General features: G+C 29.9%; 23 protein-coding genes. 14 read left to right on the top strand and 9 right to left on the bottom strand.

Going from position 1 to position 26,216, the window contains the following annotated elements; genetic code table 11:
* Positions 1–30: 30 nt before the first annotated feature.
* From OWK30_RS01945 to OWK30_RS01915, 7 genes are all read right to left on the bottom strand, one after another.
* On the bottom strand, positions 31–2,154 hold the full coding sequence (locus OWK30_RS01945) for a Tex family protein (protein WP_423323078.1): 2,124 nt from the start codon (positions 2,152–2,154) through the stop codon (positions 31–33).
* A 70-nt stretch (positions 2,155–2,224) separates the two neighbouring features.
* Positions 2,225–2,500: an acylphosphatase gene (locus OWK30_RS01940; RefSeq protein WP_423323076.1), complete on the bottom strand. Its 276-nt coding sequence runs from the start codon at positions 2,498–2,500 to the stop codon at positions 2,225–2,227.
* 9 nt (positions 2,501–2,509) lie between these two features.
* Positions 2,510–3,055 carry a 2-oxoacid:acceptor oxidoreductase family protein gene (locus OWK30_RS01935; protein ID WP_423323074.1) on the bottom strand — a complete coding sequence of 182 codons (546 nt, stop codon included), beginning with the start codon at positions 3,053–3,055 and terminating at the stop codon, positions 2,510–2,512.
* Between the two features lies 1 nt (position 3,056).
* A complete protein-coding gene (locus OWK30_RS01930) occupies positions 3,057–3,803 on the bottom strand; it encodes a thiamine pyrophosphate-dependent enzyme (RefSeq protein WP_423323072.1) in 747 nt (248 codons plus the stop codon).
* A gap of 1 nt (position 3,804) precedes the next feature.
* Complete coding sequence (locus OWK30_RS01925; protein ID WP_423323070.1) at positions 3,805–4,857, bottom strand: 3-methyl-2-oxobutanoate dehydrogenase subunit VorB; 1,053 nt, start codon at positions 4,855–4,857, stop codon at positions 3,805–3,807.
* Between the two features lie 3 nt (positions 4,858–4,860).
* On the bottom strand, positions 4,861–5,082 hold the full coding sequence (locus tag OWK30_RS01920) for a 4Fe-4S binding protein (RefSeq protein WP_423323068.1): 222 nt from the start codon (positions 5,080–5,082) through the stop codon (positions 4,861–4,863).
* A gap of 180 nt (positions 5,083–5,262) precedes the next feature.
* Positions 5,263–6,423, bottom strand: a complete 1,161-nt coding sequence (locus OWK30_RS01915; protein ID WP_423323066.1) for an MFS transporter — start codon at positions 6,421–6,423, stop codon at positions 5,263–5,265.
* A 224-nt stretch (positions 6,424–6,647) separates the two neighbouring features.
* On the opposite strand from OWK30_RS01915, the gene panB reads away from it, so the two are divergent.
* The 5 genes from panB to OWK30_RS01890 all read left to right on the top strand — a co-directional run bounded on the left by panB (position 6,648) and on the right by OWK30_RS01890 (position 13,836).
* A complete protein-coding gene (panB, locus tag OWK30_RS01910; protein ID WP_423323064.1) occupies positions 6,648–7,460 on the top strand; it encodes a 3-methyl-2-oxobutanoate hydroxymethyltransferase in 813 nt (270 codons plus the stop codon).
* Positions 7,461–7,475: 15 nt separating this feature from the next.
* Positions 7,476–8,321: a pantoate--beta-alanine ligase gene (gene panC, locus OWK30_RS01905; RefSeq protein ID WP_423323062.1), complete on the top strand. Its 846-nt coding sequence runs from the start codon at positions 7,476–7,478 to the stop codon at positions 8,319–8,321.
* A 1-nt stretch (position 8,322) separates the two neighbouring features.
* On the top strand, positions 8,323–8,694 hold the full coding sequence (panD, locus tag OWK30_RS01900) for an aspartate 1-decarboxylase (protein WP_423323060.1): 372 nt from the start codon (positions 8,323–8,325) through the stop codon (positions 8,692–8,694).
* Between the two features lie 335 nt (positions 8,695–9,029).
* Positions 9,030–10,742: a methyl-accepting chemotaxis protein gene (locus OWK30_RS01895; protein WP_423323058.1), complete on the top strand. Its 1,713-nt coding sequence runs from the start codon at positions 9,030–9,032 to the stop codon at positions 10,740–10,742.
* Positions 10,743–10,959: 217 nt separating this feature from the next.
* On the top strand, positions 10,960–13,836 hold the full coding sequence (locus OWK30_RS01890) for a bifunctional diguanylate cyclase/phosphodiesterase (RefSeq protein ID WP_423323056.1): 2,877 nt from the start codon (positions 10,960–10,962) through the stop codon (positions 13,834–13,836).
* Here OWK30_RS01890 and OWK30_RS01885 read toward each other — a convergent pair.
* Both OWK30_RS01885 and OWK30_RS01880 read right to left on the bottom strand, forming a co-directional pair.
* Positions 13,828–15,426 (bottom strand): DUF342 domain-containing protein, encoded by a 1,599-nt coding sequence (locus OWK30_RS01885; protein ID WP_423323053.1) that lies wholly within the window; start codon positions 15,424–15,426, stop codon positions 13,828–13,830. The two genes, OWK30_RS01890 and OWK30_RS01885, sit on opposite strands and share 9 nt — an antisense overlap.
* A gap of 306 nt (positions 15,427–15,732) precedes the next feature.
* Entirely contained in the window at positions 15,733–16,647 is a 915-nt protein-coding gene (locus tag OWK30_RS01880) for an AEC family transporter (RefSeq protein ID WP_423323051.1), read from the bottom strand.
* Between the two features lie 130 nt (positions 16,648–16,777).
* Here OWK30_RS01880 and OWK30_RS01875 point away from each other — a divergent pair, with 130 nt between their 5' ends.
* The 9 genes from OWK30_RS01875 (at position 16,778) to ispD (ending at position 26,104) form a co-directional block, all read left to right on the top strand.
* Positions 16,778–17,611: an HDOD domain-containing protein gene (locus tag OWK30_RS01875; protein WP_423323049.1), complete on the top strand. Its 834-nt coding sequence runs from the start codon at positions 16,778–16,780 to the stop codon at positions 17,609–17,611.
* Entirely contained in the window at positions 17,611–19,446 is a 1,836-nt protein-coding gene (locus OWK30_RS01870) for a hybrid sensor histidine kinase/response regulator (RefSeq protein ID WP_423323047.1), read from the top strand. Before OWK30_RS01875 ends, OWK30_RS01870 begins: the two co-directional genes overlap by 1 nt.
* 196 nt (positions 19,447–19,642) lie before the next feature.
* Positions 19,643–21,220 carry a radical SAM protein gene (locus tag OWK30_RS01865; protein ID WP_423323045.1) on the top strand — a complete coding sequence of 526 codons (1,578 nt, stop codon included), beginning with the start codon at positions 19,643–19,645 and terminating at the stop codon, positions 21,218–21,220.
* Complete coding sequence (locus tag OWK30_RS01860) at positions 21,196–21,936, top strand: purine nucleoside phosphorylase YfiH/LACC1 family protein (protein ID WP_423323043.1); 741 nt, start codon at positions 21,196–21,198, stop codon at positions 21,934–21,936. The genes OWK30_RS01865 and OWK30_RS01860 overlap by 25 nt, the downstream gene beginning before the upstream one ends.
* On the top strand, positions 21,933–22,613 hold the full coding sequence (locus OWK30_RS01855; protein WP_423323041.1) for a YggS family pyridoxal phosphate-dependent enzyme: 681 nt from the start codon (positions 21,933–21,935) through the stop codon (positions 22,611–22,613). The genes OWK30_RS01860 and OWK30_RS01855 overlap by 4 nt, the downstream gene beginning before the upstream one ends.
* 15 nt (positions 22,614–22,628) lie before the next feature.
* Positions 22,629–23,450, top strand: coding sequence for a YggT family protein (locus OWK30_RS01850; protein ID WP_423323039.1), 822 nt, complete (start codon positions 22,629–22,631; stop codon positions 23,448–23,450).
* Positions 23,451–24,452 (top strand): potassium channel family protein, encoded by a 1,002-nt coding sequence (locus OWK30_RS01845; RefSeq protein ID WP_423323037.1) that lies wholly within the window; start codon positions 23,451–23,453, stop codon positions 24,450–24,452. It begins immediately after the preceding gene.
* 3 nt (positions 24,453–24,455) lie between these two features.
* The gene (locus OWK30_RS01840) at positions 24,456–25,424 is read left to right on the top strand and encodes a PIN/TRAM domain-containing protein (RefSeq protein WP_423323035.1); all 969 of its coding nucleotides are present in this window, start codon (positions 24,456–24,458) and stop codon (positions 25,422–25,424) included.
* Positions 25,421–26,104: a 2-C-methyl-D-erythritol 4-phosphate cytidylyltransferase gene (gene ispD, locus OWK30_RS01835; protein WP_423323033.1), complete on the top strand. Its 684-nt coding sequence runs from the start codon at positions 25,421–25,423 to the stop codon at positions 26,102–26,104. Before OWK30_RS01840 ends, ispD begins: the two co-directional genes overlap by 4 nt.
* Positions 26,105–26,216: the final 112 nt, after the last annotated feature.

The following is a 26,216-nucleotide window of genomic DNA, read 5'->3' as shown; positions in this document are numbered from 1 at the left end:
AACATTTTTTTTATATTAACATTAAAAGTTTTATTTTCTTAAAGATAAGCCTATTCGTCCTCTTTCTTTATCAATATTTATGATTTTAGCAGAGACTGTTTGTCCTACCTTTACTACTTCTAATGGATGTCTAACAAATTTGTCTGTAAGTTCCGAAATATGTATCAATGCATCATTTTTTAAACCTATATCTACAAAAGCTCCAAAATCAACCACGTTTGTAATTTTTCCTTTAACTGTCATACCTTCTTTAAGTTTATCAATTGTGAGGGCTGATTGTTTAAAAATGAGAGGATCCACGTTATCTCTAATATCTCTATCGGGTTTTTCAAGATTTTCGATAATATCTTTTAATGTTAATTCACCAATACCATACTTTTTTCCAACTTTTTTCAAATCTTTATCTTTCAAACTTAACCTTATCAAATTGGCATTTTCAATGGATAAGTTTAGTTCTGATAATAATTGATAAACATTATCATAATTTTCAGGATGGATAAAAAGTGAATCGAGAGGCTCATCGCCATCATAAATTTTCAAAAAACCAGCTGCTTGTTCATAAATTTTATCACCAATCCCCTCAACTTTTAAAAGCTCTTTTCTTGTTTTAAATTTACCGTTTGCTTCTCTATAAGCCACAATATTTTCTGCAACTCCTTCGTTTATACCAGAGACATATTTCAAAAGGGATATACTAGCAGTGTTAAGATTTACTCCAACATTATTTACAACGTCCTCTACAATCTCAAATAATTTTTCACTTAATTTTTTTTCATTTACATCATGTTGATACATACCCACACCAATGGATTTGGGTTCTATTTTTACAAGCTCTGCTAAAGGGTCAATAACTCTTCTTGCTATGGAGATTGCACCTCTAATTGTTATGTCAAGGTCTGGAAACTCTTTATTTGCAATTTCGCTTGCAGAATAAACACTTGCGCCGGCTTCATTTACAATAGTGTAAACAATGGGCAAATTATCTTCTTCAATAATTTTTGAAATAAATTCTTCTGTTTCTCTGCTTGCAGTCCCATTACCAATGGCTATAATATCTATATTGTGAGTTATTATTTCTTTTAGGATTGTTTTTTTACTATTTATGTAATCATTTTGTGGCTCAGTGGGGTAAATAACTCCATAACTTAGTAATTTTCCAGTCTCATCTATGCAAGCATATTTGCATCCAGTTCTGAAAGCAGGATCAATTCCTAATATTTTTTTTCCTTTTACAGGAGGGGTCAACAGTAGATTTTTTAGATTTTCAGCAAAGACTTTTATTGCTTTATCTTCTGCTTTTTCTTTTAATTCTTTTCTAATTTCCAGTTCTAATGATGGCAAAAGCATTCTTTTAAATGCTTTCTTTATGCTATCATCAACCAATTCATTCACAATCCACTTATTTTCTACTAAAATTGATTTAATGATTTGCTCACACAACTCAGCGTCAATATCGAGTTTAACCTTAAGTATATTTTCCTTTTCACCCCTAAATATGGCAAGAATTCTATGTGGTGGAATAGTTTTTAAAGACTCTTTGTAATTATAGTAATCTTCATAGTTAGTTCTTTCTGTAATATCTTTTTTTCTCTTTTCACTTAAAATACTGCCATGCTCCCAGAAAAATTCTCTGAGTCTGTTTTTTATTTCAATATTATGTGCAATTTCTTCAATTATTATATCAAGAGCTTTATCTATGGCGTCTTTTTCTGTTTGCACTTTGTCACTAATATATTTTTTTGCTTCAGTAATTATATTATCAGTATTGGATTCATTTTTTATAAAATTTGCGAGAGGTTCTAACTTCAGTTCTCTTGCAATATCTGCTTTTGTTTTTCTTTTCGATTTATAAGGAGCGTAAAGGTCTTCCACTTCCTTGAGTGTCTTAGCCTGCAAAATTTTCGTTTTTAATTCTTCGGTGAGTTTGTTTTTTTCTTTGATGTGTTCTATGACTTCCTGTTTTCTCTGCTCAAGCTTCTCAATATATTCGTATCGTTCTATTATTTCTCTGATTACGTTTTCGTTCATTCCTCCTGTCATCTCTTTTCTATACCTGGCTATGAAAGGTACAGAACTTCCTCCTTTATAAAGTGATATAAGATTGTTAATATGTTTTTTTTCAAAATCAAATTCAGAATAAATAACTTCAATCACCACTACCTCCTTAAATATGTGTGTTTAATATAAAGTTGATGAATATCTTAACGATTTTTAAGACTGTTATTTAGTATGTAATTTCGAATTTGGTATAACCTCTTAGATCATCATAAATCTTATAATCAACATTTGTAACATTTGCAAGTGGTGAACCTTTTTTCGCACTATCTAATAATCTATAAATAGATATTTCATCTCCTTCTGCTTCGATTTCTACAGTTCCATCGGGTAAATTTCTTACAAAACCTTTTAATCCAAGGTATAGAGCTTTATCATAAATAAAAGCTCTATATCCCACACCCTGAACTTTACCAAAAACGATAGCATGTAAACGCTTGTACATTACTGCCCTCTAAAGCTTATCAACCTCAGTATATCCTAACTTTAAAGCATCCCTATTTATAGGGAGTAACGAATGATATTTTTTTGGTATGGCATAATACAAAGCCTCTTCGGCATCCTTTAGTTCGAATAAATTGGATACAGCAAGTAGTGAACCTATCATTACCATATTTGCTACTTTTGTGTTGCCAAGTTTGTTTGCTATCTCTGTGGCTTTTATACTGTAGAATTTAATATCATTTCTATCGATTAAATTTGTATTTATAAGCGATGTGTCGAGAATAACGTTTGCATTTTTTTTTAATTTTGGTTGAAATTTATCTAAAGAAGGTCTGTTCATTATAAATCCATAACTTGGTTTTGAAACTATTGGAGAACCAATTTCTTCATCTGAAATTATAACAGTACAGTTTGCAGTACCACCTCTTTGTTCAGCACCGTATGAAGGCCACCATGTTACATTTAGGTCTTTTCTAACTGCCATCTGAGCAAGTATCATACCTGCACTTAAGATACCCTGTCCTCCAAATCCTGCCATAATACAATCGAAAAACATTTTACACCTCTTCATCTATATCTTTAAAAGTGCCAAGGGGGTAAAAGGCTGTCATTGTTTCATCTACCCATTTTAATGCCTCAATAGGACTCATCCCCCAATTTGTTGGACAAGTGGATAACACTTCTACAAAAGAAAAACCTTTATTTTCCAGCTGATTTTGGAAAGCTTTTTTGATTGCTTTTTTTGTTTTCATTATATTTTTAGGATTTGTAACAGATGTTCTACATGAAAATGCAACAGCTGGTAATGAACCAATAATTTCTGCCATTCTAAAAGGGAATCCATGTTCATTAGTTTTTCTACCTGCTGGTGTGGTTGTAGTTTTTTGTCCTGGGAGTGTTGTGGGTGCCATTTGTCCACCGGTCATACCATAATTTGCATTGTTTACAAAAACCACTGTGAGACTGTCTCCTCTGTTAGCAGCATGCATAATTTCTGCCATTCCTATGGATGCAAGATCACCATCTCCCTGATAAGTGAATATTGTCAAATTTGGCTTAACTCTCTTCATAGCTGTTGCCATTGCAGGAGCCCTGCCATGGGGTGCTTCAATTATATCAAAGTTAAAATAATCGTATAAAAGCACAGCGCATCCCACAGGAGCTATACCGATAGTTTTTTCTCGAATTTTTAACTCGTCAATACATTCAGCCACAATTCTATGAATAATACCGTGATTACAACCTGGACAGTATATTGTTTTATTATCAAGTAAGCTTTCCGGTTTTTCAAAAACAACTTTCATTTTAATCACCTACCATGTTTTTTACTTTATTTACAATCTCTTCTGGTGTGAAAACTTCTCCCCCAGGTTTGCCAAGAAAATCAACTATTTCATTATTACATACAGCAAGTTTTACGTCAAATAGCATTTGTCCAGTATTCATTTCAACTACAAGAATTTTCTTAGCATTTTTTGATGCATTTTTAAGAGATTGGTAAGGGTATGGCCATAAGGTGATAGGTCTAAAGAGTCCTACATTTATCCCCATTTCTCTTAATTCTTTTATGGCGGATTTTGCTACTCTTGCAGCTGTCCCAAAAGCAACCACAAGAACATCGTAATTATTTTCATTGTATTCATATAATGACTCATTCTTCTCTATTTCATTGTATTTATTTTTTAAATACCAGTTATGTTCTTTTAGTTTTCCTTCAGCGAGACGTAGAGATTTAATTGAACGAGGAGGCCTACCTTGAGCACCATTCAACTCCCAACCTTTATCTTCATTTGTAATTTCCTTCATTTCTGGTAAAGTTACCGCTTCGGCCATTTGACCAAGGGCTCCATCTCCAAGTATAAGCACGGGATTTCTGTATTTTTCAGCAACATCGAAAGATTTATAAACCATATCTATAGCTTCTTGCACGGTATGAGGTGCATAAACAATTAATTTATAATCTCCATTTCCTCCACCTCTTGTAGCTTGATTGTAGTCGCATTGACTTGGACCAATATTACCAAGTCCTGGACCACCTCTAGTAATATTTACAATTACAGCAGGCACTTCAGCGCCGCACATGTAGGATAGTCCTTCCTGCATGAGTGCAATACCTGGACTTGAAGAAGTAGTCATTACTCTTACTCCTGTAGCTCCAGCACCATATACCATATTTATAGCAGCAAGCTCACTTTCTGCTTGAACAAAAGCTCTACCAAGTTCAGGCATTCTCCATGACATATATGCTGTAATTTCATTTTGAGGAGTGATGGGATAACCAAAATAACCTGCAAGTCCAGCTCTTACAGCAGCTTCAGCAATTGCTTCATTACCTTTCATTAAGATTTTATTACTCATATATTACCCCTTAATCATTTCTTCTTTTAAAATTGTAAATACAACATCAGGGCAAATTAGTGCACAACTTTTACAAGCTATACATTTATCTTCATCAGTACACGTTATGTAGTTATAACCGGATGTATTAAATTTTCCTGAAAAACTCAAAATTTCTTTTGGACACACGGTAATACAGAGACCACAACCTTTACATTTTTCTATATCAATAATTAATTTTGGCATTTTGACCTCCGCTAAGTTTCAGTCCAACATTATTATTTGAAGTAGTAAAAAAAATCAAATACTTTTTATTTAAGTTTAGTTTTTTAAATTTTACTGAAAAATGGTAACTATTAAGATAAGGGGTTAAATGCTTAGTGTATTACTTTTTAGCTTTGTTTAAAATTTTCAAAATTAGGTTTTTTAAGTACTGTTTTTTCTGATTTCCGTGTCGATATATTGGCTAAAAATCAATGTAATGAGACTTAAGAAAGCACCCAATAAAAAGGATATTTTATAGTCAATGCTCCATAAAATACCACCAATGACAGGGAAAATTACTGCTGCAATATGATTGATTGTGAAGCCCACAGCCATACTTGGGGCGATATCCTTTGGATCAGCAATTTTTTGAAAAAATGTCCTGATGGCTATAGCAAAGTTAAAGAATATATGGTCTAAAATGTACATCAATCCAACAATAATCTTAGAGTTTGAAAAGGCATAAATAGAAAAAATAATGATTAGGGAAAAATATTCCAAGCTTAAAACCTTTCTTTCTCCAAACCTATTGATTGCTTTTCCGATTAGTGGATTGATGAAATAGTTTATGAGGTTGTTAACTACAAAAAGTGTTGATATTTCAACAACGGAAAAATGGAATTTTTTTACCAGTAAAAAAACTGAAAAGGCCACAAATATCTGTCTTCTTGCACCGGCAAATAATGTTAAGACATAAAATAACCAGTACTTTTTTCTAAAAATCATCTTTTTTCTTTGTGGCGGTAGGTCGTTTCTAGTGGGATCAAAAAAGAGTGTTATTACTCCTAAGATTACAATGAAAATTCCTATGGCTGTGAAGATTTGAGTATATGTAAAATATCTTACAATAAAGAACAGTATGACTCCGATAAAAATATTTGTAAGAGCGGCTATGGATCTGAGTTTTGCAAATACAAGAGGTGCTTCAGATGTGTTGAAATATTGTAATGTGAGTGACTGGTTAAGTGTTTCGTAGTAATGAAACCCGAATGACATCAATAATGTTGTAAAAATTATGCCGTAAAATGTGGGTAGATATCCGGTAAGTCCTATACCAATTCCTAAAATTATTATTGAAATGGAAGCCAATCTGTGTTCGGAAAATATTAGCAAAAGATAAATCACTAAAAGAGCGAGAAAGCCCGGGATTTCTCTGACTGATTGTATCACACCGATGTGGAAACCTTCTAATTTTGCAACTTCTACAGCAAAATTATTAAACAGAGTTCTCCATCCTTGAAGGCCTGAAAAAGCAGCTAAGGTTAAAATTAACAAAAAGATATACATTTTCAGACTTTCTTTAGAAAAGCTAAAATTTTTCATAGTAAAAAAATATAAAACAAAATTAATTTAAGTAAATAAGAATTTAGTATTAAAATGATTTTAGTTTTTAGTTGACAATTAAAAGAAAATGAATATTTATACAAAGGCGACGCTTGGATCCCTGGCGGGACCGAGACGGCTATAGAGAAACAATAAGGGATTATTGCATATAAATAGCCTTCCGGTCACCGCCGGAAGGCTTTTTTTTTGTATGAGGTGATAGGATGAGTAAATATAAAGAGATTAAGAAGATTACTGTTAGTCATTTGAAAAAGATGAAGCAAGATGGTGAGAAGATAGCATGTCTCACTGCATATGATTATACTTCCGCTAAGCTTGTGGATTCGATAGGTGTGGATCTTGTTTTAGTGGGTGATTCATTAGGCATGGTTATTAATGGTTATGAAAATACCCTTAGGGTTAGTCTTGATGAAATTATATATCACACAAAGGCAGTCAAAAGAGGGTTAAAAAGAGCTTTTTTAGTAGCTGATATGCCTTTTGGGACTTATCATGTGAGTGATGAGGAAACCTTGAAGAATTGTGTGAGAGTGATTAAAGAGGCAGGTGCTGAGGCTGTAAAACTTGAAGGTGGTAAAGAAATAGCGCCTTTAATCAAAAAAATAACTCAAGCTGGAATTAATGTGGTGGGACATATTGGATTGATGCCGCAATTTGTTCATGCTATGGGTGGTTATAAAATACAGGGTAGAGATGGCGGTGAAAAGTTATTGGAAGATGCGAAGGCTTTGGAAGAAGCAGGTGTTTTTTCTATTGTTTTAGAAGGTGTGGTAGTGGATGTAGCAAAAAAGATAACAGAGTCAGTAAATGTGCCTACTATTGGAATAGGTTCAGGTAAATACTGTGACGGACAGATTCTTGTTTTTCATGATGTTTTCGGAATGTTTGATGATTTTGTTCCTAAATTTGTAAAAAGATATGCGGATGTAAAAAGAGTAATTGTAGAAGGTGGTACAAAGTACGTGAATGATGTAAAAAACTTTGAATTTCCTGATGATGAACATTCTTTTTTCTAAAAATAAGGTGGGAAAATGAAAGTTGTTAAAACAAAAAAAGAAATGAAAAAAATCTCTGATGATTACAGAAAAGAAGGTAAAAGTATAGGCTTTGTACCGACAATGGGATATCTGCATGCTGGGCATTTATCCCTTGTGAGAGCTGCCAAGAAAGATAATGATGTGGTAGTAGTCAGTATTTTTATAAATCCGCTTCAATTTGGTCCGCAGGAAGATTTAGATAGATATCCGAGAGATTTTGAAAGGGACTGTTTTTTATTGGAAAAAGAAGGGGTGGATATATTATTTTATCCTGATGTGCAAGAAATGTATCCTGATAGATTTTTGACAAAGGTCTCTGTTAAAGAAATTACAGAAATTCTTTGTGGTGCAAGTAGGCCTGGGCACTTTGATGGTGTATGCACTGTGGTAACAAAGCTTTTTAATATTGTTAAGCCTCATAGGGTATATTTTGGGAAAAAAGATTATCAGCAGTTAAAGGTGATAGAAAAGTTTGTGGAAGATCTTGATATGGATGTTGAGGTAATTGGAATGCCCATTGTAAGAGAGAGTGATGGGCTTGCTATGAGCTCAAGAAACGTTTATTTGAGTGATGATGAGAGAAAGTCAGCTTTAAGTTTATACAAATCCTTTAATGTGGTTAAGTCTGCCCTTGATGAAGGGGTTAGAGATGTAAGTGAAATAAAGAGAAGAGTCCATAAATTTATAAGTTCACATCCTTACACGAAGATTGATTATATAGAAATTGTAGATCCTGAAACTTTGGAAAAGTTGGATGTGATAAATAAGCCTTTTCTTTTAGCTTTAGCTGTTTTTGTAGGAAAGGCTAGATTAATAGATAATAATATATTTGAGGTGTGATATGAAGAGAATTATGTTTAAGTCAAAAATTCACAGGGCTACTGTAACAGATGCAGATTTGCATTACGAAGGTAGTATTACCATCGATAAAGAGTTGATGGATGCTGCAGGTATTCTACCTTATGAAAAGGTAGATATATACAATATTACTAATGGTTCAAGATTTTCTACTTATACCATAGAAGGAAAACCAGGCAGTGGAGAAATATGTTTGAATGGTGCTGCAGCAAGATTAGTGCAACCTGGAGATATGATTATAATTGTATCTTATGGTTTATTTGATGAGGATGAACTTAAAGATTTAAGACCAGTTGTAATACAAGTGGATGAGAAAAATAGAATTATTAGAAAGGAAGAAACAGCTTTAGTATAGTTTTACAGTGTAAACATATTCAATTAATAGCTTTGAATAAAAATATTTAGTTGAAAAATAGTTCATAATTTGTTAAAACAAGTTAAAAGTTTTTCTTGTTGCCCGGCTGTTTCTATGCTTCTACCCTCCTCCCCTCTGAAGCAATCAGCCGGGATTTTTTTATTTTGTAGAGATATGATATACTTATTTTGCTAATCGTTGTAAAATACGTGTTATAATATAAATATGATATTGTTAAAAAATATATATAAATTATTTTTTATATTGTTCGATATTATATTATTATATTATAAATGTGTTTAGAATATGAGAAATGACGGTTTAGGGGGTTAACAGTGAGTCTTAAATTTAAATTGGCTGCTATTATTTCTGTTGTAATGATTATTTCTTTTAGTGTTCTTTTTGTTTTTAGTGCAAAAGTTGCAAGGAAGACGGCTATTGCGTCACAGGTAGAAAGAGCTAGAAATATAATTGTAGTTGCTGAAGGGGTAAGAAAATTTATGGCTGAAAAGTGGGAGGCTGGGATATACGATTTTGATAAAATAAAAAAGGATGTAAATAAATTTCTTTATGCTGTTCCTGTTGTTAGTTCCATTAGGATAATTAGAGAAAAGGCTGATGAATTAGGAATAAAATTTAAGGTACCTAAAATTTCCCCAAGAAATCCGGAAAATACGCCTGATGAAAATGAGATAAAAATATTAAATGAATTGAAAAAAATGGATAAAGGAATGGGTAATACTCCTGAAAAGGTGATAATTGATGAGAAGAGTGGTTATATTAGGTATTTTAAGGCAGTAAGACTTACCAAAGAATGTGAATGGTGCCATGGGAATCCAGCTGATAGTATTAAATATTGGGGTAATGATCAAGGACTTGATCCCACTGGTGTTAAAATGGAGGGTTGGAAAGCAGGTGAGGTTCATGGTGCTTTTGAAATCTTCATCCCTTTAAAACCGATTATTGCAATGGTAAATAAAAATCTAATGCGTGACTTCTCGGTTTTAATTGTAATACTTGTAATTATTATTGGAGTCTTATACTGGATGAATTCTAAAATGATTTTTTCAAGATTTGATAAAATAAACGAGGCATTAACACAAATTGCAGGTGGTGATTTTACTGTAAAACTTGATGTTAAATATGATGATGAGGTGGGTGCTGTTGCTAAAGCTGTTAATAAGATGGTTGATGATATCAAAGGTATTATAAATGTTGTATCTGAATCTGTGGAGTCGCTAGCTTCTGCTTCTGCTGAGCTTTCGTCAAATTCTGAAGCAATTGCTGCTGGAGCTCAGGAACAGGCTGAACAGGCAGCTACAACGGCTAGTGCTGTAGAGGAGGTAAATGCTACCGTATCAGAAGTGGCTCAGAATGCAGCGAATGTGGCTAATAGTGCTCATGAAGCTAGAGAATCTGTTATTCAAGGGCATGCATTAGTTGAAGAAACAAAAGAAATGATGGACAAAATTGCTCATACAGTCCAACAGGCTGCAGAAACAGTTAAAACTCTTGGCGAATCTAGTGAACAGATTGGCGAAATTATACAAGTGATAAATGATATTGCAGATCAAACTAATTTGCTAGCTTTAAATGCAGCCATCGAAGCTGCTAGGGCTGGTGAGCATGGCAGAGGTTTTGCAGTGGTTGCTGATGAAGTTAGAAAACTTGCCGAAAAAACTGTGAAGGCTACTAAAGATATTACAGAAATGATCCAAAATATTCAGGCTGATACAGGTGGTGCGGTGGCAAGTATGATTGAAGGTGTTGAACAGGTTGAACATGGTAAAACTAAAGCCGAAGAAGCTAAAGAGGCTTTGGATATAATTAAAAATAATGTTGAAAACGTGTCATTGGAGGTAGAAAATATTGCTAGGGCTACAGATGAGCAGGCAAAAGCTACAGAAATGATGGCTCAGTCTGTGGAAAATATCTCTAAAATAACAAATGAGAATTCCATTGCTGCTCAGGAGATGGCAAAGGCTGTGGATATGCTTTCAAATTTAGCTAATGAACTTCAGGTTCAGATAAACAAATTTAAGATATAAAAAATTGCGTTAATATTTGTGGAGTAAAAAGGTGATTTTATGATATTTTGTGATAGGTAAAAGATTGCTTCACTAATATTAGCAAAGACAAATACATTTTTGACTTTACGAAGACTGAGCACCCAAGATATTGGGTGCTCGAAATGAAGTAATCTAATGGCTTTATATATATTTTGTTGTTATTGATTTTTAGTTGGTTTTCACTTATAAAATTTTTATGGACAAAATATATAAACCTTATTGTCAACTACTTAAAGAAATATATCTTCATGGTGATTCTATTAAGATAAATCGCATAAAAATATTTTGTCATGATTTAGATAAAATAACTAACATTGATATTAAGGAAGTTTATGAGAGTGATTCAATAATAGAATCTATAATTGATAAAGATGTATTATTTAACAATTATAAAAAAATGATAATTGGTTATATAAACAACTTTAGTGATATTATAAGGTTTCGTACAAAAGATAATAAAATAATTGACCTTAGTTTTTATTCTTCTGTTATTGAGAGAAAAGAAAATGGAATTGTTGTTTTAGAGTTTATTGAGGAGAGTGAGCAGGTTTATAAAGATATATTTTATGGTTTGGTTAAAAATAAATTCGTAGGGGTTGTTGTATATTGTGATGATAAAGTTGTATTTATTGATGAAGGTTTTAAATATATTACAGGTTTTAATGAAGAAGATTTAGAGTTTATTAAGTTTTCATCACTCTTTTCTGAAGATATGGTGGATGTTATTACTAACGTAGATACATTGCATAAAAAAGGAGATTTTTTTGAAAAGTACTATGAGTTAATTTCTATTAAAACCAAGTCAGGCTATTTTAAATATATTTCTGCTCATGATATAACTATAAGGTACAAAGGTCAATTAGCAGGTTGTATGACACTTATTGATGTTACCGAAGAAAAAATTATAAAAGATTTTTATAATATATTAAACGGTATAAATGAATTAATTTTTGTATCAAAATCAGTTGATCAGTTTTTTCAATCTGTTTGTCGATATTTAACTTCACTACAAAATATAAAGTTAGCATGGATTGGAGAGTTATCAGAAAATAGAATAAACCCTATTTTTGTAGCAGGTTATGATGAAGGTTACACAGAGCATTTGAGGATTTTTGTTATTTCAGAAAAAGAATCTTCAGTTTATGGTCCTACTGCTAGGTCCATAAAAAGTGGAGAAATAACAATAAATCCAAACACCGAAGAGAATCCTGATGTTCAATTTTGGCGGGATGAAATGCTAAAAAGAAGATTTTATTCGTCTTGTGCTATACCTGTGATGTATGAAGATAAATACAAATATGTTTTAAATCTTTATTCAAATATTCCTTATTATTTTAGTGATAAGTTAATGCCAGTATTAAAAAATATTCAAAAGAATATAACTTTTTTTCTCAAAAATATTGATGAGTTAGAATTTAAAGAGTTTTTATTTAGAGCCATTGAAAATACCCATGATTGGGTAATGATAACTGATAAAGATGGTGTAATAGAATATGTTAATAATGCAGTTGAAAAAATAAGTGGTTATAAAAGGGAAGAGTTATTAGGTAAAACTCCTTCAATTTTTAAGTCAGGTTTACATGATAAAGAGTTTTATAGTAGCTTTTGGAAACGCTTGTTAAAAGGTGAAGTGTTTAAAGGTATAGTTATCAATAAAGGTAAAAATGGGGCATTTTTTCAGCTAGACCACACAATAATTCCAATCATTGAAAATAATGAAGTCAAGAAGTTTGTTTCAATTGCGAAAGATATTTCTAAAGAACTTGCATTAGAACAAGAAATTTTGAGATTTAAATTTCAAGATTTGCAAACTGGTTTGTTAAATCGACAAGGGTTTGTTAAGGAAGTAGATAGAGAGATTGACAAATATAAAAAGCTAAAACCATTGCAGGTAATAATAGTCATTGATATTTTAGGTTTTTCTCATTTGAACGAAATATATGGAGCGTCTTTCTGTGATACTCTATTGATTAAGTTTGCTGAAAAACTAAAAAATATCTTTTTTAGTAATGACATAATTGGTAGAATAGGTAGTGATGAATTTGCAATATTTTTAATGATGAATGATTCAGACGAATTATCAATAATGTTGAAAAAAATACTTGATTCATTAGATAAACCACTTGAGATAAGCGAAGATGAAAAGATAAAAATTAATGTTAATATTGGAATAAAAACCTTTGAATTTGAGAATGAAGATATTACGGATGTTTTGTCTAAGGCTGAACTTGCTTTAAATGTAGCAAAAAAAGATGGTGAGAATACATTTAGGTTTTACAATGAGGAGCTTAATAAAGAAATTACTGAGTATTTTGATAACATGAAAATTATAATAAAAGCTTTAGAAGAAAATAGATTTATTTTTCATTTACAGCCGATTTTAGAGACTAAGACGATGAAACTTATAGGTTTTGAAGCTTTAGTAAGAATAAATGATCCGGAAAAAGGATTAATTTTTCCGGCAAAATTCATTGATATTGTAGAAAAATCAGCATTGTTGGGTGACTTTGAAAAATACCTATTTAAATTGATATCTGATTATTTAAGTAGAATTCACTCTGTTTTTAATTGTTATTATAATATTGCAATTAATGTAAGTGTTAACTCCTTTAAAACTAGAGACATAATGTCTTATGTAAAAAATATCTCTAAAGAGCTTGTAAATTATATAAATATTGAGGTTACAGAGAGGGTATTTGCTGAAAATTCAGAAGATATAATTTATGTGATGAATGAGTTAAAATCTTATGGCTTTGCAATTGAAATTGATGACTTCGGTACAGGGTATTCTTCTCTTAGCTATATTGAGAAAATTCCTGCAGACATTATAAAAATTGATATGTCTTTTGTCAGAAAATTGACTGAATGTACAAAAACTGAAGCTATCGTTAAGACAATTATAGAATTAGCTAAAGGACTAGGTTTAAAAACAGTAGCAGAAGGGGTTGAAACAGCAGAACAGTATAATATTCTAAAAAAATTGGGATGTGATTTTGTTCAAGGTTATTATTTTTCAAAACCGTTATCTTTGGATGATGCTATAAATTATATAAAAAAGAAAAAATTATTTTAACATGTAGTCAATTGCTTTTTTGTCTCGATTGTAAAAGAAATAGCCATTTCTAAGCCTTTTTTCTACTATTAGGGTGGCTTCTCCTATAATAATTTTTACATTTGGATTCACTTCCTTTAATACTTCAATTTTTGCATCTTTGTGCTTTTTTACTTGTTCATAAAGTTCTCTTAGTTTAATATCTATTTGAAGTAGTTTTTTTGTTAATTCTTTTTTTATTTTTTTTAATTTTTCTATTTTATCTTTTAATTTATCTCTAACTAGTGGGTTTTCAGCATTACCTAGATATAATCTAATTTTAGTAATTTGTTCGTTGATAGAATTTTTTTCTACAGTTAAGTGAGATATTTCACTAACTATTTTTGATGAAATACCAGCAGTTACGACTGTTTTGGCAAAAGAAGGAGAGCCTAACACTTTAGCCTTGATTCCTTTTAGAGCACTAATTTTACCACCATATATCATTCCAGGTGTACCTGTAACTTCTACGAAATTTTCAGTGAAAATGATAGAATCTCTTATGTATTTTTTTACTTTAATCATCGATTCTGTGGTTATTTGTGCAAATTGAATATAGTTTGCAGTTATTTCTCCTTTTGCATTGATAATCAATCTGTTGACGAAGCTTTTGCCGGTAATTCCTTCTGAGACTTTGATATTTCCTTTTGTGATAATGTTACCTGAAACTGATTTAGCAATTACATCACCATCTGCTTTTACAGTAAAATCTGGTTTGATTTCACCTTTTATTATAACTGAACCTGGGAATTCTATGTTTCCTGTTGAGTAATCTACATCTCCATTTACTATAAATGTTTTTGTTACATCAAGTATGAAGTGTAGTTTATCAAACTGTTGTATGGAAAGTAGACCTTTGATTTTAGAAATGATTTTGTTGTCAATTCGTTCTAAATTTTCGCTAATAGTTACTTCAATTTCTTCTCCATCAACTGCTTCGATTGTTTTACCTGTTACAGTATAACCATTTTCACCTTTTGAAGGAGAGATAATCATAGCAACTTCTTCGTTTTCATTTACTATTAAAAGCTTTTTCTTAAAAGCTTCTTTATAATCAACTTTATCATGTACTTCATCTGCACCTAAAATTGACTCAAAAATATCTTCAGATTTTGTCTTAATTATCAACTCACCATCACTACCATTTTTAGGAGGTTTCCCTTGTGCAACTAAAATAGAACTTTCAAGTGGTTTTTCATTTTTTAGATAATAAACTATTCTTTCTAATTCTGCTTCTAATATTCCATTTTTAACGCCATGTTCATTTAAAAGATTTAGAAGGTATTTTTTATCAATATTTCTCTTTGGGTTTTGAGGTATGAAAAGGTAGGCTTTCATTTCATCTTCAGAAATAATTACTTCAAACTCATCTGTGAAAATTTCATCATAAAGTTTTCCTGATTTTCCAATAACTTCTTCTTTAACACTAAAATCCAAGACATATTTTTCGTCATTATCTTCAGGATTGATAGATATTATTTTATACTCTAAATCTGCAATATTGCGATTAAAATATTTTTGAGCTTTATGAAATGCTTCTTCTAATGATTTGGCTTTTATAATGTATCCCATAAGTAAACGAGCTCTTAAGTAATATTATATAACTAATTATTAATTTAGTATTTATTATTTAGACTTTATAATATTTTCACTTATTAAATCAAGTAAAAAACTCTAAATTACTATGTATTTTTATAAGCTATTATTAATTATAATTATACATCAATAGGTTGTATCATATTTTTATAATCGATATTTTATAATATTTAGTGATACTTTTTAAATTGATAGTTTGGTAGGGAATAAAATTTTTTACCGAAAGATGTTATTTGCTAGTTAGAAGAATACCATGATTACATATTTTACTAAATTTATTTTTTATAAGAAATTAAAAAAGTATAGATAGATAGAATAAGTGAAAAAAGATAAGATTGTTGATATTATAATTGTATTTGCACTCAAGTTAACATCTCCATTCATAGTGGATGCTAAGACAAAGTTTACTGTAGCTGAAGGGGTGGCTAAAAGGATGATAATAACTTTACTTTTGAGGTCCATAGGTGTTTTCATTATTTGGATAATTATATATCCTATTAAAGGTAAAAAAAATAATTTGAATAGTGAGTTAATAAGAGATAATTTTAATGAAGATTTTAATTTGTCAAAATTAATACTTGCACCTATAGCCATAAGAGCTAGTGGAAGTGTGGCATTAGAGTTGATATTTAAGAACCGATCTATGGATAAGGGGATTTTTATTTTAAAAAATGAAAAGATTATTCCAATAATACAACCTAAGGCTAAAGGATTAAATATTATCTGTTTAAATATTTTTGATGAGCTATTTTTAGTTGAGCTGAATATAGTTAGAGATATAATTGAAGATAAGTTAACAAATGGAACGATGAATGCCATATAAATGCTAGCTATTACGAGTCCTTGGTCTCCAAACGTGAAGTAAGAAACGGGTAGCCCAATATATGCATAATTACCTCTGAAACTATTCATTATGAATGTTCCTATTGTTTTTGAATCTATTTTTAAAACCTTTAGAAATATGAAACTTATGAATCCTATAGATATAATTGAAGTATATATAATACCTATGTGTTTAAAACTTAAAGTAGTCTCAATATTGGATTTTGCGATTTTGTAAAATAAAAGGAATGGTAATAAAAAATAAAAAATTAATTTATTGGTTTTTTTTATAAAATTATCATCAATAAAATCGGTTTTTTTTAAAAAATTTCCAAAAAATATAGTTAAAAAAATAGGTAAGATATTATTTATCATAAAATAATTATAGTTTAACTTTTTTATAAGTAAATAATTTATTGTTGTGAGATTTAATTCAGCTTTGATTTTATTTAAACTTGTACCAAAATTGCTTGAAAAAATAAATAATTAAAAATATAATTGCACGATGAAGTTTGACAGTTCAATAATTTTAGAAAAGGTTAAGGATATTCCTCCATTACCTCAAATAGCTAGTAGAATTTTGGCCGTGATGAATACTAAGGATTATTCTATTACTGATGTTGTGTATTATGCATCTAAAGATGTTGCTTTAACAGCTGAGATTTTAAAAGTGGCTAATTCTGCCATTTTTTCTCCTAGGGATGAGATAAAAGATTTAAGACATGCTATTGTTATATTGGGTGAGAAAAATTTAAAAAGTTTATTAGCTGCTCTTTCAATGAAGAGTTATTTTTATAAGAATGAATCGAAGAAGGATTTAGCCAATAATATATGGGAACATTCACTTAGTGTTGCAATAATGGCTAGGCTGTTAAGTCAGCATATCAGTGATATTGATAGTAGTGAGGCTTTTTTATTAGGGATTCTTCATGACATTGGAAAAGTTATTTTATTAATTACTACTGAGTTTTATGAAGAGATTGTAACAATTGCAAAAAAAACGAATGTTAATATATGTGAAATAGAATCCAATTTAATTGGGTTTAATCACGCTGAGGTTGGTGGTTATGTGTTGAAAGAATGGAAACTTCCCAGAGATTATTATGAAAAGGTATATTACCATCATGATATTGCTGGGTATAAAGATAAAATGATTGCATTGTTAGGTGTATCAAATTATTTAGTAAATACTAAAGGGATTGGTTTGAATTTATCAGATAGTGTTATTTTTGAAAAAGGGGTAAATATTTTAAATTTAGATGAAGATATTATGAAGAGTGTTTGTGAAGCTTTTTCTGATATATATGAGATGGAGAAAAAAATATTTTCAGGTGATTAATGTACAAACTAGAATTGAAAAATTATAAGTATTTTTTGGAGCATATTCCATATGGTATATTAGTTGTCAAGCTTGATGGTACTATAGTTTTTGCTAATGATGAAATTTCTGAGATTTTAAAAATTGATAAAAATGATTTATTGCGTAGAAGGTCTTTTGAGTTTTATGTAAATCTAGATGATAGGCAAAATATACTTAATTTAATTGCTAAGGATGGTTATGTTAAAAATTATAGATTGTTTTTAAAAAGGAATAATGGTGAGAGATTCCCAGCTCTTGTTAGCGTTGCTAAATATGTTCATGAAAATGAGCAAATAGAAGGTCTGATGGCAATAGTTAATGATGTTTCTGATTTGTATGAAAAAGATAAGAATATTTATTTGTTTGCTGAAGTTGTAAACAAAACCCCTCATTTTGTACTAATTGCAGATAAAAAATTCGATGTTTTGTATATTAACAATTCATTAGAAAAATTTTTAAAGAGCAAAGTGTTAAAAGTAGATGAGTTACCGTTTTTTAAGGATTTTAATATATTTAAAGAAAAGTTAAAAAGTTATTTAAAGGAAAAAGATGTTTTTAATGACACTTTATCTTTCATTAATGATGGTAAAAAGAATTATTTGACTTATGTTGTCTTTAAGATTGAGTTTGAAAATGATAGCTTTTATGTATTTATTTTTAAAGATATAACATATCAAATAATGTTAGAAGAAGAATTGGCAAAAAAAACGAAATTTGAGGCATTGGAGCGGATGATTAGGGGGGTTGCGCACAGAATAAATAATGACTTAACAGGGATAATTACTTACACAAATCTTTGTCAAAATAAATTACGAAATGATAAGGAACTAGTTTCCTATCTTGACAAAATAGAAGAAATAGCTGATGGGATTGCTACAATAGTTGATAAATTGATGTTTTTTGTTCGAATGAAGGATATATCCAAAAATGAATTTAGAATTGATGTTGCAATAAAGGAGTTGTTACAAGAGTATAAAGATATTTTTGATGCTGATATAAAAATTGATACTGACTTCAAATGTGAGTGTTATGTTAGTTTAAATAAAGAGGTTTTTAAGAATATAATTTTCAGCTTAATAGTGAATTCTATTGAGGCTTTTCATGGAGTAAATAAAGATAAAAAAATTATAAGGATTTCGGTGGAAAAATATTTAAATGAACACAAAAGCAACCTTCAATTAAAAGAAGGATCATACGTTAAGATTGAAATTTATGACAATGCTTCGGGTATTAGAGAGGAAGATTTGGATAAAATTTTTGATCCTTTTTTTACTACTAAGAAATTTGATAGAAGTATGGGGTTAGGGCTTTCTATGGTATATGGGTATATTAAGGATAATGGTGGCATTGTATTTGTGGATAGTAAATATGGTGAATATACAAAATTTACAGTAATGTTGCCTGTAGTTGAAAAAGAACATATTGATGTTGCTACTGTTAATAGTGAAGATATAAATGGAAGGATTTTTGTTTTAGATGATGAAGAGATTATTGTACTATCTTTAAAGGAATTCTTAACAGCAAATGGTTATGAGGTTGTAAGTGCAACTTCTTTAAAAGATGCGCTGAAATTATTATCTGAACTAAATAATCCTTTTGATTTGATAATATCTGATATCATGTTGGATGATGGTAAAGGTTTTGAGTTTGTGAAGAAATATCAAGATAGATTTGGTTTTTGTAATGTCATTTATATTTCTGGTTATATTGGCAGTGAAGTGCCTGATATACCTGGTGTACAATACGATTTTATAAAAAAGCCTTTCAAATTACCCGATATTCTTCAAAAGGTGAAAAAGCTTCTAGAAGACTAACTTAAATGTTGTCATTATATCATAAAAAATTTCTCTATTATTATATATTTTTTTATAATAGTATAGTTCTAAAGGATTATATTTATTTATGTTTTTTCGTTGGTTATTGTAATTATTTTTGGATATTTTTAGTAACTAAGTCTCTAATTATTGTGTATGTATAAATTATATTTACTTTAATTATACTGGTAAGTTTATGGAAAAATGGTCTGTTATAAATCACTATAGGAATTTGTTGTCTGCAGAAAGTAATTATATTCAGAAATTTGGAAGAGTGAAAATTGCTCTTGTTTATCCTAATAAATATGAAATTGCCATGCAAAATATTGGATATCAGGATGTTTATAGGATTTTTAATTCATTTGATTCTGTTTCCTGTGAGCGTTTTGTTTTAGATTTTCTTGAAAACAATCTTTCTATTGAAAATCAGAGATTTTTAAGAGAATTTGATATTATTGCTCTTTCAATAAATTATGAAGAAGATATTATTAATTTTATTAAGTTCTTAAGTAATGAATCAATTCCTATTTTTAATTATCAAAGGGATAATAGTTATCCTCTAATAATAGCTGGTGGCGCACTTACTTTTATTAATCCATCAATACTGATAGATATTGTGGATGTGGAATTGCTTGGTGATATTGTGGTGATGTCTAATGATTTGGAGTTGATTTTTTCTCATTATCTTAATAAAGAAGATGCAATAAAAAGTTTAAAAAAATTACCTTATGCTCTTACCAAAGATAAATATCCAGCCAAAGTTGTGTTGAGAAATAAAAATTATATTATTGCATCTACAATCAAGACATCGAAAGGAGAATTTGCAAGGGAATATCTTGTTGAACTTTCAAGTGGGTGTAAATATTCATGCAGATTTTGTACGGCTACATTTGCATATAGACCTTTTAGAGTATTTAATTTTAATAAAGTTAAAGAAAAAATTTTAAGTGAAAGTTTTTCAAAAGAATTAGGTCTAATTTCTGCAGCTTTTGGAGATTTGCCTGATGTGAAAGATAAGCTGCAATTTTTTATTGAAAAAGGTTTTAAAATTTCAGTTTCATCACTTAGAGCAGATACTTTAGACAGAGAGCTTATAGAAATTTTAAAAAGAGGTAGTGTGAAGTCTATTACAATAGCAGAAGAAACTTGTTCTGATAGACTTAAAAAGCTTATAAATAAAATGGTTAGTAAAGAAAGTGTTTTAAATGTGGCAAATATGGTGGCTGATTGTGGGGTGGAAAATTTAAAATTATATTATATGATAGGACTTCCAACAGAAACCTATGATGAAGCATTGATGATAGTTGATAGAATAAAAGAAATAGCTGAGATTTTTTTTAATGCTCAAAAGAAAAAGTTTAATAGGCTTGGTAAAATAAAAGTTTCTATAAATATTTTTATTCCTAAACCTTTTACACCACTCCAATATTTTGGATTGCAAGAAAAAAAAATAATTGAGGAAAAAGTAAGAGGACTCAGGAAAAAGTTGGGTAGAATTCCTAATATAAAATATGATATAATGAGTTATAAAAGTGCAATATTGCAAGCTTTTTTAGCAAGAGGTGAAAGTTATCTTTATAATTTTTATGAAAAACTTTTGGAAGAAGGATTTAATATTCAAAAAACTTTAAAATTAATGAATGCTGAAAGTGTGGTTACAAGATGTTTTGATGAGAATTATATATTTTTATGGGAAAAGCTGGTGGACCCTAATTTTGATAAAGATATATTAAAAAGTGAGTTTAAAAAATGTTTAAAAATATTGGAGGAATAAAACTGATTTTACCTAATTCTATAGAAGAGAAATTTGTTTCTTTTACTTCTTCTAAATTGGGAAATTTTTCAAAAAGGGTTTATGATGGTTTGAATTTTGGTTTTTTTTGCGGTGATGATTTAATTGAGGTGAATAGAAATTATTTGTTAATAAAAAAGTTGTTTAATGTCAAAAGAGTTATTATTTTGAACCAAGTGCATGGAGCACATGTAGTGACATGTGATATAAATACACCATCTTTTATTGATGGTGATGGACTTTTTACTAAATATATTGGGCTTGGACTTGGAATTTTAACAGCAGATTGTTTCAATGTACAGTTAATTGGTAAAAATGAAAGTATTGCCAATTTACATTGTGGTTGGAGATCAGTATATAATGGGATTATTGAAAGATGTTTAGAGAAATTTAAGGATGAGAAGATAAAAAAGGTTATTGTTGGAGTGGGAATATGTGAGAAATGTTTTGAAGTAAGAAATGATTTTATCAATATAGTTAAGAAAAAGTTTGATATGGAAGAATGTCTTTTAATTAACAACGGGAAAATGTATTTCAATCTTCGTTTACAGGTTGAGAAAATTTTATTAGAAAATAGTATTGAAAAAAATTGCATAGAGCATATAAGATATTGTTCATATTGCAATGATATGTTTTATTCTTATAGAAGGGATGGAGTTACTGGTAGAATGCTTTCTTTTTTGATGAGGAGAAGATGATAAAAGAAAATCTAGAAAAAATATGGGAGAAAATTGATAAAGCAGCCTTAAAAAGTGGTAGAAGTAAGGATGATATTGTCCTTGTGGCGGTTAGTAAAACTTTTCCAGTGGAGTCTATTGTTGAGGCAATAAAGTATGGTCAGAAAATTTTTGGAGAAAATAGGGTCCAGGAGGCCTTAAGTAAGATAGAAAAATTGAAAGAGATGAAAATAGATGCACAATTTCATTTTATTGGACACTTACAGACTAACAAGGTGAAATATTTAAAGGAAAATTTTTCGATTATTCAATCTGTTGATAGAATAGAGCTGGCAAAACTGATAAATGAAAGAGCAAAGAAAATAAATTATGTGCAGGATATTTTATTGCAAGTAAATATAGCTAGGGAGCCTCAAAAATCAGGTGTTTTGATGGAACACTTTGATGATTTATTGGAATATGTTGTGAAGTGTGAGAATTTGAGACTAAGAGGGTTAATGATGATTCCTCCTTTAGAAGAAAATCCAGAAAATAATAGAGTTTATTTTTCAAGAATGCGTGAACTTTTTTTAGATTTAAAATCTAAATATGATATAAAGTATCTTTCTATGGGGATGAGCGATGATTTTGAAATTGCTATAGAAGAAGGTTCTAATATGGTTAGGATTGGTTCTGCAATTTTTGGAAAAAGAAAATAATAGATAGGGGATGTTATGGGATTTTTTAGTATTATTATAAAAAGTTATATTGTTGTTCTTATCTTACGTAATGTTATGACAAGACAGGAGCTTTATTTGAATCCATTAGGTAAGATTGTAGCATCATTGACAGAACCTATATATGGTACACTTTTTAAAAGTATGCCTCATGAGAAAAGTAAAAAGTATACAGTATTTATAATAGCTTTTTTTACTTTGTTGCTTGGGATGGTTTACTGGACGTTATCTGGGCAGACTTTGTTGGGGAGCATAGTTGATGCTGTTGACGATGTAGTTAGATTTTTAATGGTTTTTTATATTATATCAATTTTTCTTGGTAGTCTTTTAAATACTGCTTATCAAACTTCTATTTACACAACTTTTTTTTATAGAATTGGGCTGTTTTGGGTAAAAATTGCGCGAAATATTATTAACATACCTAATAATTGGATAACTGTTGTGGCGGTATTTTTGGTTTTTAGTGTTTATGTAATAGTGGATTCGGTGTTTCAGGTGATTTTTAGTTTGACTTTTTATGGTAATTTTAATTTGTTAGGTACGTTAGTTTTTTCAGTGAAATATGGGCTATTTTCATTAATAGATTTGCTTGGGATTTTAACATGGTTGATAATTATAAGGGCTTTAATATCATGGGTAAGCCCTGATCCTTACAATCCTTTGGTTCAGCTGATAGTAGCACTTACAGAGCCAGTGATGGGACCTTTTAGAAGGTTAATACCTACAATAGGGATAGTAGATATTTCTCCTATTATTGCAATATTTATCATCGAATTTTTGAGAGTATTTTTAAAACGGCTTATAGGATTATTACTTTAAATGTATGAAACAAAAATTAGAAATATTGTAATTGGTTTTATATTTTTGTTATTCATTACTTTTATAGGGACGTTTACGTATGTAGTAATTGAGCATGCTAGTATTTTAGATGCTTTGTTTATGACTATAATTACAATTTCAACTGTTGGTTATGAGGAGGTTATTCAGTTATCTGATAATGGAAAAATCTTTACTATATTTTTGATTTTAACAGGAACAGGAACTCTTGCTTATATTGGTACTCAAGTTTTTGATTTAATAGTGGCTGGTGAAATTAGAAAAACTTTTTGGAGAAAGAAGATGGATAAGAAAATTGATAAATTAAGAGAACATTATATAATTTGTGGATATGGGAGAATGGGAAAAATAATCTGTGAACAGTTAGATGAAAGAAATATACCTTTTGTTATAATTGAGAAGGATGAGGGTTTGGCTCCTGAATTTGATGAGAAAGGGTATTTGTATATAATAGGTAATGCTACAAAAGAGGATACTTTGGTTAGAGCAGGTATTTTGCATGCAAAAGGGATAATTTCTGTTGTGGAATCAGATGCAGAAAATGTTTATATTACGCTTACAGCAAAAGGTTTTAATCAGGATTTAAAAGTATATGCTAGAGCAGTTGATGATGAAGCTAGTGCAAAATTGTTTTGGGCTGGAGCAGACAATGTTATTTCTCCTTTTGTAATTGGTGGTCTTCGGATTGCAAATGCTATTGTAAAACCGAATGTTTCAGAGTTTTTAGATCTTGCTTTGGGTAAGAATGATTATAATATTGAAGTGGAAGAAATAACCATTTCTAAAGGTTCAAAACTTGTAAACAAATCTATTTTAGAGTCTAACTTAAGGAAACACGGGATAATTGTAATTGCAATTAAGAAGAGAGGCAGTCAGTTTTTATATAATCCTGGTCCAGAAGAAATTTTAGAAGAGGATGATGTTCTTATATGTCTTGGAAGGAAAGAGGATTTTAAATCTTTGTTTTCTTATATAAGGGGATAATTTATGTGGTTGTTTAGATTTATTTATTCTGCTATAATAATTGTGGTTTTTGTTTTTTTAAGAAACAAGATTGGGATTGATATTTATTATGCTGTAGCATATTCTTTAGGTGTAATTTTAGCCATTAATTTAATCGAAACTCTTATCAGCGACTTGAAGAGCTTAAAGACTGTAAGTGCATTAATTGGTGGCATCGTTTTTCTAATACTTGGATATCTTATAATGTATCCTTTGAGTACATTTATTACAAATGAACCGATAAAACTAGGTTTTTACTTTGTTGTAACTTATATTGGAATTTTGCTAGGCTATAAAAATTATACAATAGTAGAAAATCTTTTTTCAAAAATAAGTTTAAAACCTGTTAAAACTAAGATTCTTAAAATTCCAAAAGTTCTTGATACTTCTACGCTGATTGATGGTAGGATTGTTGATGTGATTGATACTGGATTTGTGGAAGGGGTGTTAATAATTCCTATATTTGTGTTGAAGGAATTACAGAATATAGCAGATTCACATGAACATTTGAGAAGACAAAAAGGGAAAAGAGGACTAAATGTTTTGCAACGATTAAAAGAACAGAAGAAAATTCCACTAATTATAGATGAATCGGATTTTACTGATGTGGGTACGGTGGATGAAAAACTTGTAATGCTTGCTAAAAAGCTAAAAGGTAAGATTATTACAACTGATTATAACTTATTGAAGGTGGCTGAAATACAGAATGTAGAAGTTTTGAATATTAATAGTTTGGCTATTGCTCTAAGACAGACGGTTTTACCTGGCGAAGAATTGGAAATAATCCTTGTGAAAGAAGGGAAAGAGCATAATCAGGGAGTTGGCTATTTGGAAGATGGAACGATGGTAGTGGTAGAAAATGGGAAAAGACATATAGGAGAAAAAGTTAAGGTTGAAGTTACAAGTCTTTTACAGACAGAAACTGGCAGGATTATTTTTACTAAGCTAATATGAAAAAGATTGATATTGTGATACCTGCAGCTGGGGTTGGAAAGAGATTTGGTGGTACTGTAAAAAAACAATTTTACGAAATATTTGGGAAACCAATTTTTTATTATACTTTGAAACATTTAAAAGAAAGCTATTGTTTCAATAATTTTATTATTGGTTGTAAGGTAGATAGTGATGAAATTTTTATAAAAAATTTATTAGATGAGTTAAATATTGATAATGTGACAATTGTAGAGGGTGGCAAAGAGAGATTTAACACAGTATTTAACTGCTTATTAGCGTCTAATGCGGAATATGTTTTAATTCATGATGCGGTAAGACCTATAGTTAAAAAAGAAGTTGTGAGAGAACTTGTTGATAAGCTAGGCGAATACAAAGGGGTAATTTGTGGATTAAGGATTAGAGACACTGTAAAAATTATTGAAAATGGTATAATAAAAGAAACTGTTGACAGAGAAAAATTATTATTATCCCATACGCCACAGGGGTTTGACAGATTTAAACTTATTGAAGCACTGAGGTATGTATGTGATAAAGGATTAAAAATTACTGATGAGGCACAAGCTTTAGAGATGTTGGGTGAAAAAGTTGGTTATGTACTATCATACCCTGAAAATATTAAAATTACCTATAAAGAAGATATTGCTTATATAGAAGCTATGTTAAAGGGAAATAGAGTATAGTGAAGTAAATAAAATATAATGAAAGATATTTTAATCTATTATATCTAGAATATAAAAAAGTAAGATTGATAAATGTTTTGACATTATAATATCCTTCTGATATTTATAAAAA

Origin of the sequence: Deferribacter abyssi (assembly GCF_049472655.1) — a bacterium.
GTDB lineage: Bacteria > Chrysiogenota > Deferribacteres > Deferribacterales > Deferribacteraceae > Deferribacter > Deferribacter abyssi.
The sequence above is the reverse complement of the archived record's forward strand: the minus strand, read 5'-3'. Positions and strand labels throughout refer to the sequence as shown.